The organism is Plantactinospora sp. A48 (genome assembly GCF_055793945.1).
Map to the genome: position 1 here is coordinate 20,129 of NZ_JBTIXF010000007.1, position 17,623 is coordinate 37,751.

The 17,623-nt window shown below is 71.0% G+C and carries 10 protein-coding genes; 5 read left to right on the top strand and 5 right to left on the bottom strand.

Going from position 1 to position 17,623, the window contains the following annotated elements; translation table 11 throughout:
• Positions 1 to 219: 219 nt before the first annotated feature.
• The 4 genes from ACXN5W_RS05815 to ACXN5W_RS05830 form a co-directional block, all read right to left on the bottom strand.
• Positions 220 to 3,129: a glycoside hydrolase family 48 protein gene (locus ACXN5W_RS05815; protein ID WP_473157103.1), complete on the bottom strand. Its 2,910-nt coding sequence runs from the start codon at positions 3,127 to 3,129 to the stop codon at positions 220 to 222.
• An 820-nt stretch (positions 3,130 to 3,949) separates the two neighbouring features.
• Entirely contained in the window at positions 3,950 to 4,372 is a 423-nt protein-coding gene (locus ACXN5W_RS05820; RefSeq protein WP_473157104.1) for a roadblock/LC7 domain-containing protein, read from the bottom strand.
• Positions 4,369 to 7,278 (bottom strand): sensor histidine kinase, encoded by a 2,910-nt coding sequence (locus tag ACXN5W_RS05825; protein WP_473157105.1) that lies wholly within the window; start codon positions 7,276 to 7,278, stop codon positions 4,369 to 4,371. Before ACXN5W_RS05825 ends, ACXN5W_RS05820 begins: the two co-directional genes overlap by 4 nt.
• Positions 7,279 to 7,467: 189 nt before the next feature.
• Positions 7,468 to 8,916, bottom strand: a complete 1,449-nt coding sequence (locus ACXN5W_RS05830; RefSeq protein ID WP_473157106.1) for an FGGY family carbohydrate kinase — start codon at positions 8,914 to 8,916, stop codon at positions 7,468 to 7,470.
• 241 nt (positions 8,917 to 9,157) lie between these two features.
• Between ACXN5W_RS05830 and ACXN5W_RS05835 the strand changes: the two genes are divergently transcribed.
• A complete protein-coding gene (locus tag ACXN5W_RS05835; RefSeq protein WP_473157207.1) occupies positions 9,158 to 11,137 on the top strand; it encodes an anthranilate synthase family protein in 1,980 nt (659 codons plus the stop codon).
• A gap of 158 nt (positions 11,138 to 11,295) precedes the next feature.
• Here ACXN5W_RS05835 and wrbA read toward each other — a convergent pair whose 3' ends face one another.
• Positions 11,296 to 11,916: an NAD(P)H:quinone oxidoreductase gene (wrbA, locus tag ACXN5W_RS05840; protein WP_473157107.1), complete on the bottom strand. Its 621-nt coding sequence runs from the start codon at positions 11,914 to 11,916 to the stop codon at positions 11,296 to 11,298.
• A 297-nt stretch (positions 11,917 to 12,213) separates the two neighbouring features.
• On the opposite strand from wrbA, the gene ACXN5W_RS05845 reads away from it, so the two are divergent.
• The 4 genes from ACXN5W_RS05845 (at position 12,214) to ACXN5W_RS05860 (ending at position 17,538) form a co-directional block, all read left to right on the top strand.
• Positions 12,214 to 12,960 carry an SAM-dependent methyltransferase gene (locus ACXN5W_RS05845; protein WP_473157108.1) on the top strand — a complete coding sequence of 249 codons (747 nt, stop codon included), beginning with the start codon at positions 12,214 to 12,216 and terminating at the stop codon, positions 12,958 to 12,960.
• A 175-nt stretch (positions 12,961 to 13,135) separates the two neighbouring features.
• Complete coding sequence (locus tag ACXN5W_RS05850; protein WP_473157109.1) at positions 13,136 to 14,011, top strand: alkaline phosphatase family protein; 876 nt, start codon at positions 13,136 to 13,138, stop codon at positions 14,009 to 14,011.
• A 96-nt stretch (positions 14,012 to 14,107) separates the two neighbouring features.
• Complete coding sequence (locus tag ACXN5W_RS05855) at positions 14,108 to 14,884, top strand: SDR family NAD(P)-dependent oxidoreductase (RefSeq protein ID WP_473157110.1); 777 nt, start codon at positions 14,108 to 14,110, stop codon at positions 14,882 to 14,884.
• Positions 14,885 to 15,180: 296 nt separating this feature from the next.
• Positions 15,181 to 17,538, top strand: a complete 2,358-nt coding sequence (locus tag ACXN5W_RS05860; protein WP_473157111.1) for a beta-L-arabinofuranosidase domain-containing protein — start codon at positions 15,181 to 15,183, stop codon at positions 17,536 to 17,538.
• Positions 17,539 to 17,623: the final 85 nt, after the last annotated feature.

The window sequence follows — 17,623 nt, forward strand, 5'->3', positions numbered from 1 at the left end:
GTTGTAGAGGTGGCGGGCCGGCCAGGACCGCTGCGTCGGCCAGTCAAGGCCGGCCCGCCACAGGTGGCCCAACCGCGGGTAGGTCGGGCCTGACCCGGCGGTGGGGGCGCCGGGCCGGTACTCGGGGCCGCACACCCTGGGTACGCGGCCGGTTGGTCAGTCGGTTGGGAAGGGCCCCTTGTACATCAGAAACCGATAACAGGGGGCCCTTCCTTTCGATCAGCCGATCAACAACCCGTAGTCGGCCAGGGCCAGTGCGATGTCCGTCTGTGCCCAGAACCGGTGGTAGTTGAACGTCGGTGCCGGTCCGGTGCCGTCCAGGTAAGCCTTGACCCTCGCGTAGTCCGGGTCGTTCTTGTAGAACGACCGGATGTCCAGGAAGGACTTGCCGGACGCGATCACGTCACCGTTGGGCATCTTGCCGTTGAAGCCCGACGGGATGAAGAGCCCGTCGTGGGTGCTCGAGTTGTAGACGTCGTCCAGCCGGTCGTAGTCGGCCCGGGTCTCCGTCACCGAGACACCCTTGGCGTCGGCGTGCGTGAGGATGCCATCGAGCAGCGCCTTGGCCATGGTCTTGGCCTGGGTGTTGCCGGACTTGGCGCCGTAGTAGGTGAGCGTACGGGCGTACGCCCCGGCCACCCCGACGTCGTTGGTGTAGTCCTTGATGGTCACGTGCAGGCCGCTGTTGTTCACCGAGGTGGTGCCGGCGCTCCAGTTGCCACCCGGCTGGCCGGTCCAGGTCAGCGTCGACGGGATCTGGTAGTTCCCGCCGGTGCCGATCGTGGTGTTGGCCATCGCCCAGGCGGCCCACTTGTCGAGGATCGCCTTGGCGCGGGTGTCACCGCTCTGGTGGTAGTACTCGGCGACCCGCTCCATGCTCCACGCCTGGAAGCCGAACCACTGGTTCGACGGCGGGTCGTGGTAGACGGGCTGCCAGTCGTACGCCAGGCCGTAGAAGGTCGGCGTGCCGGACGGCGGGGTGCCGTACCCGCCACCCCAGCTGTTCGTCGCACCGCCGGCGATGGCGCCCTCGGAGGACTGCAGCCAGGTGTAGAAGTCGATCTGCCGGGTCAGGCTGGTCGCCCAGTCCGACTTGGCGGAGGCCGACTTCGGGGTCAGCTCCGGAACCGTGGACAGCGCGTACGCCGCCATCGGGTTCTGGTAGCCGCTGTGGTTGTGGCTGGAACCGATCCGCCAGCTCCACGAGCCGTCGATCGCCGCACCCCAGGCGTAGTACCAGGAGAGCAGGTAGTTGGACGAGTCCTTGCCGGTGCCCGCGGCGCAGGACGGCGTGGTGCAACCCGGCTTCTTGAAGTACTTGTCGTACATCGCGTAGCGCAGGTAGTCACCCATCTTGGCCGCCTTGGCCACGGTGGCCGCGACGTCCGCCTGCTTGCCCTGCTCGGTGGCCCACTTCAGCGCCCAGTAGGCCGCCTCGACCGCGCGGGCGTCGGCGTCCGGCGCGTCGGTGAACTTCCACTGCTTGGCCGGGTTGGCGTCCTGGGTGAACAGCGGGCCGAAGCCGCTCGGGCCGCCGGAGGTGAAGGTCTCGCAGGACGGCTGCGGGATGGTCTCGAAGACCGACTCCTGCGGGCCCCGCTGGTAGGTGTTGATGTACGCGACCCGGGTGGTCTTGTCACCGCACTTACCGAAGCCGTACACGTTGTCGACGTCCATCAGCCAGTGCATGCCGTAGATGTCGCTGTTGCCGTAGGTGGCGGTCAGCTCGTCGTACAGCGGGTCGGTGCCGGCCTTGACGTTGCTGTCGAAGGCGACCGGGTACTGGTCCGGGTACGCCTTCTCCGGCGCGTACGTGGCCGGGCTGTTCTTGTTGTAGCCACCGGTCTTGTAGTCGCTGCCGCTGGGGATGATGTACTTCTCCATCGTCATCCAGGCGTTGTTGAACGGCGTCCAGTCCTTCTGGACCCGTCCGTACTCCGCCTCCAGCCACAGCCAGTAGCTGAACGCCTCTGACGTGGTCTCGTGACCCTGGTCCGGGGCCTCGACGAGGAACGTCTCGACCGAGTGGTACGGCACGCCCTCGGGGCTGAAGTAGCCGTTGGACGGCGCGTGGATCTTGTTGTACTGCTTCAGGAACTCGGCCACGTAGGTGCCGCCGGCCACGTCGTCGTCCGACTCGGTGGCGGTCACCAGGGAGGTCGTGTAGCCGGTGGCGGTGGCGGTGATGGTCGCCGAGCCGTTGGTGCTGTCCGAGTCCTGCGCCGCCGAGACGGTCACCGGCACGCCGGTGTTCCAGTTGCTCGTGCCCAGCGTGACGCTGCTGGCCGACAGCGTGATGTCGGCGTCGCCGCTCTTGGCGAGCGCGACCGAGACGTTGCCGCTCGGTGCGGTGCTGAGCTTGTACGTCAGCGTCGCGGAGCTGCCCTCGTTCACGGTCACCGCCGTCGGGCTGGCCACGATGGCCGGACCGGTGGCCGGCGCGACGGTGAACGCCTTCTCGGCCGTGGCGGTCAACGCCGGGGTGCCGTTGTCGTACGCCTTGGCCTGGACCGTGTAGTCACCGGCCGGCAGTCCGGCGAGCGAGTAGCTGTACGGGGCCGTGGTGTCGGTGTTGACCAGCAGGCCGTTGCGGTAGAACTCGACCTTGCTGATCGTGCCGTCCGGGTCGCTGGCGGTGGCGGTCAGCGGGACGTCCGCCGGGGCGGTGAACGGGCCGCTCGGCACGCTGAGGCTCACCGACGGCGCCTGGTTGGACTGCTGGCCGCCGCAGGTGACGCCGTTGATCGAGAACGATGTCGGCTTGCCGTTGGTGCCGGTGAACGTGCCGTTGAAGCCGATGTTGGTGCTCGCGCCGGTGCCCAGGTTGCCGTTCCACGGCATGCTGGTCGCGGTGACCTGGTTGCCCGTCTGGGACCAGGTGGCGGACCAGCCGTTGGTGACCCGCTGGTTGCCGGGGAACGCGAACTTGAGGTTCCAACCGTTGATCGGGTCACCCATGTTGGTCAGGGTGACGCTCGCGGTGAAGCCGCCGCTCCAGTCGTTCGTCGTATATGCCACGTCACATGACGCCGCCGCCATGGCGGGCGTGGCCGGCACGGTGAGGCCTGCGGTGGCCAACACGGCCGCCGCGACCATCGCCGTACGGCGACGTTTCGCCCACGTTCTCATTCTCTCGGGTCCTCCTCGCCGGACCATTGGTCGGGCCGGTGCGGCCTCGACCGGACGCCGCCAGCGACGGAGCAGTCGCGGGCTGCCGTCGATCCGGCGGGACGAGCGGGCTGGTGCCGGCAGGTGGGCCGGGAACCGGTGGGCTCGGTGCGGATCGGCGAACTGCTGTTGCGGCGGCGCGGAAACTTACAGGGGGTGGTCCGTCCGGACGCCGGCGACGGTGAGACTGTCGCCGCGACGGGACGGGGGTGCCCGGGATGGGGACGCCGGTCCGGTTCACACCGGATGCCCTCGGCTGCCCACGACGCGCGCTGGCTCCGCGAAGTACTTCGAGAGTCTTCCATGGGAGCGCTCCCGCCGCAAGTGAGCGGTCTGGTCCTAGCGCTCTGAGCAGGGTCTTCGTCAATCAGATGTTTCGATCTTGTTTTAGGTCTTTTCCAAACCCGTTACGACCGACTACAGTCCTCAATCACCATCCGATGGGAGCGCTTCCATAGAAGAAGCGTTATCCGTACCACCCGATGGGTCCGCTGCCCGGCGGACACATCGTACTAGTTCGTCAGGCCGGCGGCGGTCCTGCCCGGACTCCGCCACCGGCCGGAGGCACCATCGAAGGGAGGTGCATCAGCGCCACTCGCGTGGCCCGGCTCCCGCGCGGCACGTACGGCCCTCGTACGTGCGGACGTCGATGATGGGGACGGAGTTGCCCTCTCCGTCCCCACACCGACGACCACATCCGGTCCGAAGAGGACCGGGTTCGAACAGATTAGCGGTTCGACCCGTGCCGGTCAGCTCATCCGGCCGGTCAGACCTCCGCCAGCTAACCGGACAGCGCCTGCTGCAACTCCGCCCGCAGCGCCGGGGTGAGCATCTCCCCCGCCTGCTTGGCCAGTCGCGCCATCTCGTAACCGACCACCCCGATATCGGCGTCTGCGCCGGCGAGCGTGGCCAGGATCGAACCGTCCCGTACCTGCATCACCAGGAAGTACCCGCGACCCATCTCCACGACGGTCTGCTTGACCACGTCGCCGTCGAACATCTGCGCGGCGCCGGCGGTGATGCTCATCAGTCCCGAGGTGACCGCCGACAGTCGGTCGGCGTGGTCGCGCGGCAGGTGACCCGACACGGCCACCAGCAATCCGTCCGACGAGACCACGATCGCGTGCGCGACCCCCGGTACCCGCTCGGCGAACGCACTGACCAACCAGCTCAGGTCCCGCGCCTCTTGACTGAGGGATGTCACCTGTTCTCCCTTTCCGCCCAGGCACCGTTCGGCGCCATGGAAATCTCTGTGGTTTCTTCCTCCTCGGCCCGCCGGACACCGCCGTAGAACCGGGACAGCATGCCGCTGACCGCCTCCGGATCGGGTTCCGGACGTGGCGCGGGCGCCGTTGGCCGGGCCGGTGTGGTGACCGCCGGCAGGTGCGCCATCGGCACCCGCATCGGCAGCCCCCGGCCGGTCAGCGTCGGAGCGACCGGTTCCGGGTCCACCGCCGTCCCGCCGGGGCCGGTCGCACCGACCGGCACGCCGCCCTGTCCTGCCGGCCCGCCGACGGACCTGCCGTTACCAGCCGACGTGCCATTACCAGCCGACATGCCGTTACCAGCCGACGTGGCCCGGCCGGCCCGGGGCAGTCCGTCCCGGGTCGACCGGCGGCCGGACCCACCCGGCCCGCCACGTCCACCCCGGGTCCACCACAGGCTGCTCTCCGTGGCCGGCGCCGACTCGGTGACCGACCCCATCCCGGCGACCGGTGCCAGCTCGGCCGGGGTGGCCGTCCGGCGCGGCAGCCCGCCCTCGGCCGGCTGACCGGTCCCGTCCGACGCACCCGTGGGCGCGGGTGGCACCGGGCCCGTCCCGTCCCGTCGGACCGGCGCCAGGTAGCCGGCCGGGGCCGCCAGGCCGGGTGGTTCCAGCACCGCCGAACCGGGCACCACCACGGCCTCCGGCCACCCGGTCGGCCGCGCCGCCGGACCGGAGACCGCCGACGTGCCGTTGTTCCGGCCCGCGCCGGCGGCCATCCGGGCCGTCAACATCCGCCGGTCCGGCCCCTGGTCGGCCTCCAGGCCGGACTCCTCGGCCAGCAGCGCGGCCGGCAACCGTACCGTCGCCACCACGCCACGGGCCGCGGCCCGCAGCCGCACGGTGATGCCCTGGCGGGCCGCCAGATGGCTGACCACGAACAGACCCATCCGTTGCGAGGCGGCCACATCGGCCACCGGCGGCGCGGACAGCAGCTCGTTCGACTCGGCCAGCACGGCCTCGGTCATGCCCATGCCCTCGTCGGAGATCTCCACCACCGCGCCACCGGCACCGTCCAGCTGCCCGGTGAGTTCCACGGTGGAGTCCGGCGGGGAGAAGGAGGTCGCGTTCTCCAGCAACTCCGCGAGCAGGTGGACCAGGTCCGCCACCGCGTGCCCGAGCACGTACGGATGGCCGGTCACCCGGTGCTGGATCCGCTGGTACTTCTCGACCTCGGCCACCGCCGCGAGCATCACGGCCGTCAGCGCCACCGGCTGCGACCACCGGCGGGTGGACTCGGAGCCGGCCAGCACCAGCAGGCTGTCGTCGTTACGCCGCATCCGGGCCGCCAGGTGGTCCAGCCGGAACAGGTTGTCCAACTGGTCCGGGTCGCTCTCCTCCCGCTCCAGCTCGTCCAGCAGCTCCAACTGGCGCTCCACCAGCACCTGGCTGCGTCGAGCCAGGTTGACGAACATCGTGTTGACGCTCTGCCGCATCTGCGCCTGCTCCACCGCGAGCATGACCGCGCTGCGGTGTACCGCCACGAACGCCTCGGCCACCTCACCGATCTCGTCCAGTGACCGCACCACCGCCGGAGACACCTCGATCCGGGCGCGGTCCACCTCGACCGCCCGCAGCCGCTCCAGCGCGTCGGGCAACTCGATCTGCGCCACCTGGATCGCCTGTCGGCGCAGCCGGTTGAGCGACTGCGCGAGCGACCGACCGATCGCCACCGAGGTCAACACCGCGGCCAGCAGGACGACCAGGACGACGCCGGCCACCAGCAGGGTCCGGCGCAGCTGGTCGGCGCTGGCGGAGTTCGCCAGGTCGATCGCGTCGCCGAGAGCGCCGTCCTCCACCCCGCGCAGCAGGTCCAGCCGCTGGGTGCTGGCCGCCCACCAGCGATCCGGGTCGAGCACCGCCGGCTCCCGGCCGCCGACCGAGATCGTGGATTCCTCCAGCCGGGTGGCCGAGGCGAACTCCGGGCCGTCCGCGGCCTGCTCGTAGCGGCGTACCTGCCGCTGGGTCGCCGTCGCCCGGAACTCGGCCAGCGCCGCGAACTGCTGGGCCCGCAGGTCGGTCAACCGCACCAGGTCGTCCGGTCCGTACCGGCCGGCCCGGGAAACGCTGTACAGCTGCGCCCGGATCTGCGACCCGAGATCCTGCACCCGCGCCAGCTGCACGTACCGCAGCACCGAGTCGGTCAGCTCGCCCTGCTCGGCTCCCGGCGACGGCTCCGCGAGCAGGGCCAGCAACGCGTCCACCACCCGCGCGTAGTTGCCCAGCACGGTGCTCGGGTTGAGCACCCCGGCCAGCACCGCGCCGCGGATGTCGGGCAGCTGGCGCAACGCGTCGTTGGCCCGCGCGTACGAGATCCGCCACGAGGCGTCCGAGTCGGCCAGCGGTTGTGCGCTCTCCCGCAACCGCGTCACCGCGGTGTCCACGTCCGAGTAGATCGGCTGCAACGCGGACCGGGCCTGGTCCGGCGTGGTCCGTTTGCGCGGCAGCGCCCGCGGCCCGGGTGGGGTGCCCGGGGTCGTGCCGTCGCCGTCGGCCTCGTCGGGCGCCGACGACACCTCCTGGGTGGCCAACCCGGCCAGCTCACCGGCCGTGCGGTCCCGCTCCCGGTGCAGGTTGTCGAGCACCGCGGTGATCTCCCGGCTGACGCCGACCTGCCCGGCGAACTCGTCCAGCGCGCTGGCCTCGCCGAACAGCGCCCCGGTCTGCAGGCTGGCCAGCACGAGGAAGGCAACCGACGGCACCACCAGCACCGCGGCCAGCTTCGTCCGGATCCGCCAGTCCCGCACCCGCAGCGGCGAACGGCGCCGATGCGGGACGACCCGGACGTCAAGCCGGTGCCGGTGGCTGGACACCTCGTCTCCTGTCCTGCCCGGATCAGCACTCACCTTGCCTGCCTCCAACCGGATCACGGTCCATCGCGAGGTGGAGTTCATCCAACCAGGCACGGAACCGCTGTCAACGTCTCCGGTCCGGCCGTCTCCCCTGGGCGAGGGGAGCTGGCCGGGTTCGCCAACCCGTGGCGGACGGAGACGCACGGCCGGCGGGGGCCGGCGCGCGGTGCAGGAAGAATACTGTCACCAGGGCCGTTCTGTCGCCGGGGTCGCCCGCCGCCGGTCCACCCGGGCCACCGGAACCAGATCTGTCGCCTCCGCGATCCGGCCCGTCGCCACCAGTGCGGCACCCGTCGCCCCGATCTCCGGGTGCGTCACATAGCACACCTCGCGCGGACTGAGCGTCTCGGCGAACGCCCGTCGCCACCACGCCGAGGCGGTCACCGCACCGCCGCCGAGGACCACGGCGACCCGTCGCTCCACCGTCGACTCGATCTCGCCGAGGCCGACCTCGACCTGCCGGCACAACGCGCCCATCAGGCCCGCGACGATGTCGACGGCAGTGGTGTTGAACCCCAGCCCGGTCAGCCCGCCCGATCCCGCCGGTGCCAGCCCCGGCGGCCGGTCACCGCCGAACCGGGGATCGGCCCCCACCCCGCCGAATCGGGGATTCGTCACCAGGTCACCGCCGAGCCGGGCGTCCGTCGCCACCTCGCCGGGTGGAATCTGGTCCAGGGCCGTGTGCAGCTCGTCGCCCTCGGGCAACCTCAGCTCCCGGCGGGCCCAGGCGAACAGGTTGCCGCCACCGGAGAACGCCGTGCCGGTCACGATGTGCGCGTGGTCCACCCGGTAGCGCCACAGCGCGTCGGGCAGCGGCGGCAGGCAGCCGTCCTCGGGCACCTGCTGCACCAGGCGCACCGCGGCGGACGTCCCGACGGTGATCGCCGCCCGCCGCTGGTCCACCGCCTGGCAGCCCACGTTGGAGGCCGCGCCGTCACCGACCGGTGGCGCCCACCGCGCGGCGCGCAACGCGGGCCACCGCCGGGCGTGTCCGGTGCGCAACCGACCCCACCAGTCGGCCGGCGCCAGCTCCGGCAACTCCCCCGGCCGTACCCCGGCCAGCTCGCCAGCCTCGGCGTCCCAGTCCAGCGCGCTCAGGTCCAGCAGACCTGTCGCGGACGCCTGGGACACCGACATCGGCGCCGAGTCCAGCAACTTGCCGTAGACGTACTCGACCAGCCCGACGAACCGCACTGCCGACCCGCACCGCTCCCGTAGCCAGGGCAGCCGCACATTCCAGTAGAACCGGTGCCACCAGGTGCCGGTGCGATGGTGGAAGGCGGTCGGGTCACCCGGCCCGCGCGCCCCGGCCGGCGGCGCCGGACGGGTGTCCAGCCAGGTCAGCACCGGGCTGACCGGGTCCCCGGCGGCGTCCAGGGGCACCACCGAGTGCCACTGCGCCGAGGCCGCCACCAGCTCCACCCCGTCCAGCCGACCCGCCTCGGCCAGCTCGTCCAGACACTCGCCCAGGGCCGCCAGGTAGGCCGGGCCGTCGAGCGTGGCGGCGCCGTCCGCGCCGAGCGCGATCGAGACGGGCCGCCGGGCGAGCGCGCCCGGCAGCGGCACGGCGTCCAGGTCGAGGACCAGGCCGCGTACCGAGGAGGTGCCCAGGTCGAGAGCCAGAATCGTCATCGCGGCACACCGTACCCGTCTACCGGGCGCCGCGGGCCCGACCAACTGATCTCCGACTGGGGCCCCACGGCGACGCCCGATCGCGTACGCTGAACGCCATGCCCGCGCGCCCGTCCTCCTGGTGGCCCACCCGACCGGTGGCCTCCGACAGCGCGTAACGCCCAGCTGGCCGCCCCCCGGTGGCCCCGCGTTTCTGCTCAGCCGGCCACCGAAGCTGGCCCCGAGCCTTTCGAGGAACGCGATAATGAAACTGTCCGAGCTGCTGTCGACCATCATGGCCGGCAACGATCCTGGCCCGTTCGTGTTGTTGCACCGCGCCGACGAACCGGACCTGGAGATCATCACCGGCACGGTCGACCCGGTGGACCGGCTCGCCGACCTGCCCCTGCCGACCGGGCCGGGACCCCGCACCCTGGCCCTGGTGCCGTACCGGCAGATCGTCGAGCGTGGCTTCGAGTGCATCGACGACGGGACACCGCTGGAGGCGCTGGCCGTCGACACGTACGGCCGGGCCCCGCTGGCCGACGCCGTCGCCGCACTGCCGGACGTTCCCGTGGTCACCAGCGACGGCCGGTTCGACGTTCCCGACGAGGAGTACGCCGAGATCGTCCAGGACGTGCTGGCCGACGAGATCGGCCGGGGCGAGGGCGCCAACTTCGTGATCCACCGGGTGTTCATGGCCAACCTCGACATGCCGCCGCTGGTGGCTGCCCTCGCGGCGCTGCGCCGGTTGCTGACCGACGAGCGGGGCGCGTACTGGACCTTCCTCGTCCACACCGGCACCCGCACCCTGGTCGGCGCCAGTCCGGAACGGCACGTCAGCGTCACCGACGGCTTGGTGATGATGAACCCGATCAGCGGCACCTTCCGGCACCGCGGCGCCGGGGCCGACGAGGCGGCTCTGCTGCGCTTCCTCGCCGACCCCAAGGAGATCGACGAGCTGGACATGGTGCTCGACGAGGAACTCAAGATGATGGCCGTGGTGGCCGAGTACGGCGGCCAGGTCATCGGGCCGTACCTCAAGGAGATGTCCCAGCTGGCGCACACCGAGTACCTGCTGGCCGGGCGGGGCTCCCTGGACGTCCGCGAGGTGCTCCGGCAGACCATGTTCGCCCCGACCGTCACCGGCAGCCCGATCGAGAACGCCTGCCGGGTGATCGCCCGACGGGAACGCCGAGGCCGGCGCTACTACTCGGGCGTCCTGGCGCTGCTCGGTCGGGACGAGGCGGGACGGCAGACCCTGGACGCGCCGATCCTGATCCGGACCGCCGAGATCCTGCCCGACGGCACCCTGCGGGTGCCGGTGGGCGCCACCCTGGTCCGGCACTCCACCACGGCGGGCGAGGTGGACGAGACCCACGTGAAGGCCGCCGGGGTCCTGGCCGCGCTGGGCGTCTCCACCCGGCCCGGCGTGCCCGTCGGTCCGAGCACCCCGCCCGGCACCCCGGCGTCCTCGGCCGACGGTACGGCCGCCGTACCCGAGATCCCGGCCCGGCTGGCCGACCTGCCGACCGTGCAGGCCGCCCTGGTGTCCCGGGCGGACCGGCTGGCCCGGTTCTGGCGGGAGCAGCGGGACCCGGGCACCCCGCCGTCGACCACGCTGGCCGGTCGGGAGGTGCTGATCATCGACGGCGAGGACACCTTCACCGCGATGCTCGCCCACCAGTTGCGTTCGCTCGGCCCGCGGGTCCGGATCGCGCCGTGGCACGACGTACCCGCCGGACTGCCCGGTGATCTGGTGGTGGTCGGCCCCGGGCCCGGTGACCCGAGCAGCCCCGACGATCCCAAGATGGTGGCGCTGCGTTCGATCGTGACCGGGCTGCTGGCCGAGCGCCGGCCGATCCTGGCCGTCTGCCTGGGCCACCAGATCCTGAGCGCGCGGCTCGGCCTGCCGCTGCACCGACGGGCCAGCACCTACCAGGGCCTTCAGCGGGAGGTGGAGGTGTTCGGGGCGACCCGTCGGGTCGGCTTCTACTCCACCTTCACCGCGCTGGCCGAAACGGACCGGCTGGACACCGCGTACGGCCCGGTCGAGGTCGCTCGGGACAGCGTCGACGGCGCCGTACACGCGATCCGGGGTTCCCACTTCGCGGGCGTGCAGTTCCACCCCGAGTCGGTGCTCAGCGCCGACGGCCTGACCGTGCTCACCGACCTGGTGACCGGGCTGCTTCCGGATCCCGCCGGAGTCGGTGCCGGACCCGATGGCGGTCTCGGCGATTAACCGCCCGATCCGAGGGTAGCGGACAGGAGCCGGTGGTCCGGGTGGGTTGAGAGCCCCCACCCGGACCACCGGCCCGCCGCACCGGTCGGCCCCGACCGCCGGCCGCGAGCGTGCGGGCCGTCAGTCAGGACAGCGGTCGCGACCGGTCGGGCCGTGGGTCAGACCGCTGCCCGGCCGCGGCGCAGCACGTCGGCCACCTGTACCGCCCGGCGGGCCGTCAGCGCGGTCGCCCCCAGCGCCACCGAGTCCGGCTGGGTCTCGCCGTTGTTGCTGGTGTGCGAGGCGCCGTACGGGTTGCCCGCGACGAACTGGCTCGGATCGGTGTAGCCGGGCGTCACCACGATGCCGCCCCAGTGGTAGAAGACGTTGAACATCGACAACAGGGTCGCCTCCTGGCCGCCGTGCGCCGTGGCCGTGGTGCAGAAGCCGGCGTAGACCTTGTCGGCCAGCGCGCCCTGGGCCCACAGTGGGCCGCTGGTGTCGATGAACTGCTTCAACTGCGCGGCCATCACGCCGTACCGGGTGGGCGTGCCGAAGATCACCACGTCGGCCCAGGCGAGGTCGTCGAGTTCGGCCTCCATGACGTTCTCGGTCTCCAGCCGGTGCGCCTGCCAGCCGGAATTCGACCGGATCGCCTCCTCGGGCGCCAGTTCCCGCACCTTGCGCAGCCGCGCCTCCGCGCCGGCTTCCTCGGCGGCCTGCGCCGCCTCGACCGCCATCTGGTACGTCACGCCGGTGGCACTGTAGTAGATCACGGCGACCTTGGTCCGCCCATCCATGCGGGTCTCCTTCCGTCGAGCTTCCGGTGCCAGCCTCTCGGCGCCGGTCCCGGTGCCAGCCTCTGGTGCCGGTCCCGGTGCCAGCCCGAACGGCCGGACCTCCGGTGCCAGCCTGAGCGCCTACCCGACGCTTGACCGGGCAAACACCCGGCCCGATCCACAAACCGCTCGCCCACCGTCACCCCCGCCGCCTAGGGTGGCGGTTCACGGACTCCCGCGGAGGTGGTTTTGTGCCCGTCTTCCCCACGTCAACCCGGTCTGCCCGCCTTTCCGACCACGACGTGAGGAACGACAGAAGTGGATCTTCCACGTAGTTTCACCATCCGCGAGCGCGACCATCGCATCCACAACCCGTTCAGCCCGGAGAAGCTGGCCACCCTGGGCCGGGCCATCCGGCTACGCCCCGGGATGAGCGTGCTGGACCTGGCCAGCGGCAGCGGCGAACTGCTCTGCACCTGGGGCCGCGACCACGGCATCACCGGCACCGGGGTCGACATCAGCACCGTCTTCACCGCGAAAGCCCGCGAGCGCGCCGCCGAACTCGGGGTCGCCGAGCGGGTGACGTTCGTCCACGGCGATGCCGCCGGGTACCTGGCCGACCACCCGGTCGACGTGGCCGCCTGCGTCGGCGCCACCTGGATCGGCGGCGGCGTACCCGGCACCCTCGACCTGCTCGGCCGCAGCCTGCGACCGGGCGGGACGCTGCTGGTCGGCGAGCCGTTCTGGCGGCTCGACCCACCGGACCAGGCCACCGTCGAGGGCTGCCACGCGCGTACCAGGGCGGACTTCAGCGACCTGCCCGGCCTGGTGACGCTCTTCGGCGAACTGGGCTTCGACCTCGTCGAGATGGTGCTGGCCGACGAGGACAGTTGGGACCGGTACGTCGCCGCCCAGTGGCTCACCGTCCGCCGCTGGTTGGACGCCAACCCGGACGACGAACTGGCCCCGGCGATGCGCGCGGAACTCGACACCGCCCCGCTCGACCACATCCGCTACCAGCGCCGGTACCTGGGCTGGGGCGTCTTCGCGCTGATCCACCGCTGACCTCGCGAGGAAGGGTCCCCGCTGCTCGTCGGGCGGCAGGGGCCCGGGTCAACGGCATCGCTTGTTTACGTGCTGCCCCGCTATCGGTCAATGGCGATGCACGCCCGCGTCGATCGGTCAACGGAGGATCCGAGCACCGGCATCCGCCGACCACGCCATCCCACAAGGAGGCAGCATGTCCGCCCGTCGCCTGGGAACCGCCCTGGTCGCAACGCTGATCGCAGCGACCGCGACCACCGCCACGCCGGCCGCAGCCACCCCTTCCGTTCCGCCGGCTGGGCCAGCCACGGTCGCCGCCGCCGTGCCGGCCTTCGACCACATCGTGCTGGTGATGTTCGAGAACCACTCCTACCGGCAGATCAACGGATCGTCCAACGCCCCGTACCTCAACGCGCTGGCCAGCCAGGGCGCGAAGTTCACCGCCTCGTACGCGGTGACCCACCCGAGCCAACCCAACTACATCGCGCTGTTCTCCGGCTCCACCCAGGGGGTCACCTCGGACACCTGCCCGGTGACGTTCACCGGTGCCAACCTCGCGACCCAGCTCACCGGCGTCGGACGCAGCTTCACCGGCTACTCCGAGGCCATGCCGTCGGACGGCTACACCGGCTGCTCCAGCGGCACCTACCGGCGCAAGCACAACGCCTGGGTCGACTTCACCACCGTCCCGGCGTCGAGCAACCTGACGTACACGTCCTTCCCCACCGACTACACCAGACTGCCCACGGTCGCGTTCATCACCCCCGACATGTGCCACGACATGCACGACTGCTCGATCGGCACCGGCGACACCTGGGCCCGCAACAACCTCGACGGGTACGCCCAGTGGGCCAAGACGCACAACAGCCTGCTGATCGTCACCTTCGACGAGGACAACAACCTTTCCGGCAACCAGATCTTCACCGTGTTCGTCGGCGCGAACGTGCGGACCGGCTCGTACAGCGAGCGGATCACCCACTACACCGTGCTGCGCACCATCGAGGCCGCGTACGGTCTGCCGGGCATCAACAACGCCGCGTCCCTGTCACCCGTCACCGACGTCTGGCAGTGATCGCGTACGGGTAAAATCGCCGCTGCGGCGGTGCCACGCCGGCATCGCCGCCGTGGTGGACCGGCATCGCCGCGGCGGCGGGCCGGGGAGGCGTGGATGGACCGGTGGTACGTGGTGACCGGCGGCGGGCGCGGCGTGGGCCGGGCCATCGTCCGGCGGTTGCTCGACGGCGGGCACGGGGTTGTCGCGATCGAGTTCGACCCGGCCGCGCTCGACTGGGCCGGCACGGATCCCGCCGCCGACCGGCTGGTCACGGTGTCCGGTGACGCCGCCGACCCGGAGACCACCGACCGGGCCGCCGACGCGGTTCGTGGCGAGCTGGCCGGCTGGGTGAACAACGCGGCGGTCTTCCGGGACGCCTCGCTGCACACCACCCCGGCCGCCGAGATCTCCGGGCTGGTGGCCCGCAACCTGGACCCGGTGATCACCGGCTGCGCCACCGCCGTACGCCGGTTCCTGTCCGCCGGCACCGGCGGCGCGATCGTCAACATCTCGTCCCACCAGGCGCAGCGGGCCGTTCCGGGTTGCCTGCCGTACGTCACCGCGAAGGCCGCCATCGAGGGCCTGACCAGGGCGGTGGCGGTGGAGTACGGCCACCGTGGCATCCGGGCCAACACCGTGGCACTCGGGTCGATCGCCACCGAACGGTACGCGGCGTACCTGGCCAGCCTGGATCGTTCCGAGGCGGACCGGGTGACCTCGGAGATGGCCGCCATCCACCCGGTGGGCCGGGTCGGCCGGCCGGACGAGGTGGCCGACATCGTGGCGTACCTGCTGTCCGACCAGGCGAGTTTCGTGACCGGCGCGACCATCCCGGTCGACGGGGGCCGATCGGTGCTGGCCCGCGACCCGGAGTCAGCCGACCCGGCCTGACCGGTTCCGGTCGCCGACGCCGCCTCGCCGGGGCACGCCAGTCAGGGCGAGACCGGACGGCTGCTTGTCGACGGCGCCCCACCGGAGACCAGGAAATCGGTTTCCCGTTCGGGTCTACGCCCACCCGCAGGCCACCGGGATCCCTGCCCGCGCCGGACGGGAAACCGCGAAAAGCTGGTCTTGATGAGTTGCCGAGGTTATGAAACCATCAGGAATCGTCGATGTTAACGCTAACGACATGCTGTCCGACTCGTGCGTTCGTCGCTCCACCTCACCCCCTCGCCCTGGAGGATTTTGTGTCATCCCTTCCCCTGAACCGACGGCAACTCCTGCAGGTCGCCGGTGCGGGCGCGCTCGTCTCCGCCACCGGAATCTCGATGGCCGCCGCGACGCCGGCGGCTGCCGCGGCGCCGGCCGGAGCCGCGGCGGCTGCCGTCCTCCCGCCGGCCCGCTCCGAGGTCGGCACGTCGGCGTTCGAGTTCACCCCCGGCGAGGTACGCCTGACCGCCAGCCGCCTGCTCGACAACCAGAACCGCACGCTGAACTACCTGCGGTTCGTCGACGTGAACCGGATGCTCTACGTCTTCCGCTCGAACCACCGGCTGTCCACCAACGGTGCCACCGCGAACGGCGGCTGGGACGCCCCGAACTTCCCGTTCCGCTCCCACATGCAGGGTCACTTCCTGACCGCCTGGGCGCAGGCGTACGCGTTCACCGGCGACACCACCTGCCGCGACAAGGCCAACACGATGGTCGCCGAACTGGCCAAGTGCCAGGCGAACAACGGCGCCGCCGGGTTCAACTCCGGCTACCTGTCGGGTTTCCCCGAGTCCGACATCACCGCACTCGAACAGGGCCATGCCGTCGCCGTCTCGTACTACTGCATCCACAAGACCCTGGCCGGACTGCTCGACGTCTGGCGCCTGATCGGCAACGACCAGGCCCGCCAGGTCCTGCTGAGCCTCGCCGGCTGGGTCGACTGGCGTACCGCCCGGCTGAGCTACAGCCAGATGCAGTCCGTCCTGAACACCGAGTTCGGCGGCATGAACGCCGTACTGACCGACATCTACCAGCAGACCGGCGACTCACGGTGGCTGACGGTGGCGCAGCGTTTCGACCACGCCGCGATCTTCGACCCGCTGGCGGCGAACCGTGACGAGCTCAACGGCAAGCACGCCAACACCAACCTGCCGAAGTTGGTCGGGGCAGCCCGCGAGTACAAGGCGACCGGCACCACCCGCTACCGCGACATCGCCAGCAACGCCTGGAACATGGTGGTGGGCGCGCACTCGTACGTGATCGGCGGCAACAGCCAGGCCGAGCACTTCCACGCGCCGAACGCCATCGCGGGCTACCTGACCAACGACACCTGCGAGCACTGCAACACGTACAACGTCCTGAAGCTCACCCGCGAGCTGTGGCAGCTCAGCCCCGACCGGGTGGCCTACGTCGACTACTACGAGACGGCGCTCTACAACCACCTGGTCGGCGCGCAGAACCCGGCCGACAGCCACGGCCACATCACGTACTTCACCCCGTTGAAGGCCGGTGGCCGTCGTGGCGTGGGCCCGGCGTGGGGCGGCGGCACGTGGAGCACCGACTACAACTCGTTCTGGTGCTGCCAGGGCACCGGCATCGAGACCAACACCAAACTCATGGACTCGATCTACTTCCGCAACGGCACGACGCTGACGGTCAACCTGTTCGTGCCGTCGGAACTCACCTGGACCGACCGTGGCATCACGGTGACGCAGAGCACCACGTACCCGGTCGGCGACACCACGACCCTCACGCTCTCCGGCAACGTCAGCGGCACCTGGGACATCCGGGTCCGCATCCCGGCCTGGGCCACCGGGGCGACGATCGCCGTCAACGGCGCCGACGCGGGCGTCGCCGTCACCCCCGGCAGCTACGCCACGGTTTCCCGGACCTGGGCCGCCGGGGACACGGTCACCGTACGGCTGCCGATGCGCGTGGTCATGAAGGCGACCAACGACAACCAGAGCGTCCAGGCGATCACGTACGGACCCAGCGTGCTGGCCGGCAACTACGGCAACACCACGCTGAGCGCCCTGCCGTCGCTGAACGTCTCGTCCGTCACGCGCACGAGCACCAGCGCCCTGTCGTTCACCGCGACCGCCAACGGCGCCAACGTGAACCTCGGCCCGTTCTGGGACGCCCAGGGCTTCAACTACACCGTCTACTGGAACGCCAACGGCGGTAGCACCCCCAGCGGCACCTACAAGCTGGTCAACGTGGCCAGCAACATGGTGCTCGGCATCCAGAACATGTCCACCGCCGACGGGGGCCTCGCCCTGCAGTGGGGCGACACCGGGACCGCCGACCACAACTGGACCCTGGTGACCGACGGCGACGCGGTGAAGATCCGCAACGTCAACAGCGGCAAGGTCCTCGGCGTGGAGAACATGTCCACCACCGACAACGCCCGCGTTCTGCAGTGGAGTGACAACGGCACCGCCGACCACCGCTGGACCCTGGTGAACAACGGTGACGGCACGTACAAGATCCGCAACGTCAACAGCGGCAAGCTGCTGGCCATCGCGAACAACTCCACCTCGCAGGGCGCACAGGCCGTCCAGGACTCCGACAACGGCGGCGCGGACAACCGGTGGCGGCTCGTCGCCAACGGCTGATCCACGTCCAGCCCCGGTCTCCCCGCTGTCGGGGGGACCGGGGCTGGATCCTCCGCGTCGCCAACTGCCGGTCAGGGGCATCAGG

Coding starts and splice junctions, on each gene's coding strand:
- ACXN5W_RS05830 (WP_473157106.1), bottom strand. CDS start 8,916: ATGACGATTCTGGCTCTCGACCTGGGCACCTCCTCGGTACGCGGCCTG.
- ACXN5W_RS05850 (WP_473157109.1), top strand. CDS start 13,136: ATGTCCGCCCGTCGCCTGGGAACCGCCCTGGTCGCAACGCTGATCGCA.
- ACXN5W_RS05815 (WP_473157103.1), bottom strand. CDS start 3,129: ATGAGAACGTGGGCGAAACGTCGCCGTACGGCGATGGTCGCGGCGGCC.
- wrbA (WP_473157107.1), bottom strand. CDS start 11,916: ATGGATGGGCGGACCAAGGTCGCCGTGATCTACTACAGTGCCACCGGC.
- ACXN5W_RS05855 (WP_473157110.1), top strand. CDS start 14,108: ATGGACCGGTGGTACGTGGTGACCGGCGGCGGGCGCGGCGTGGGCCGG.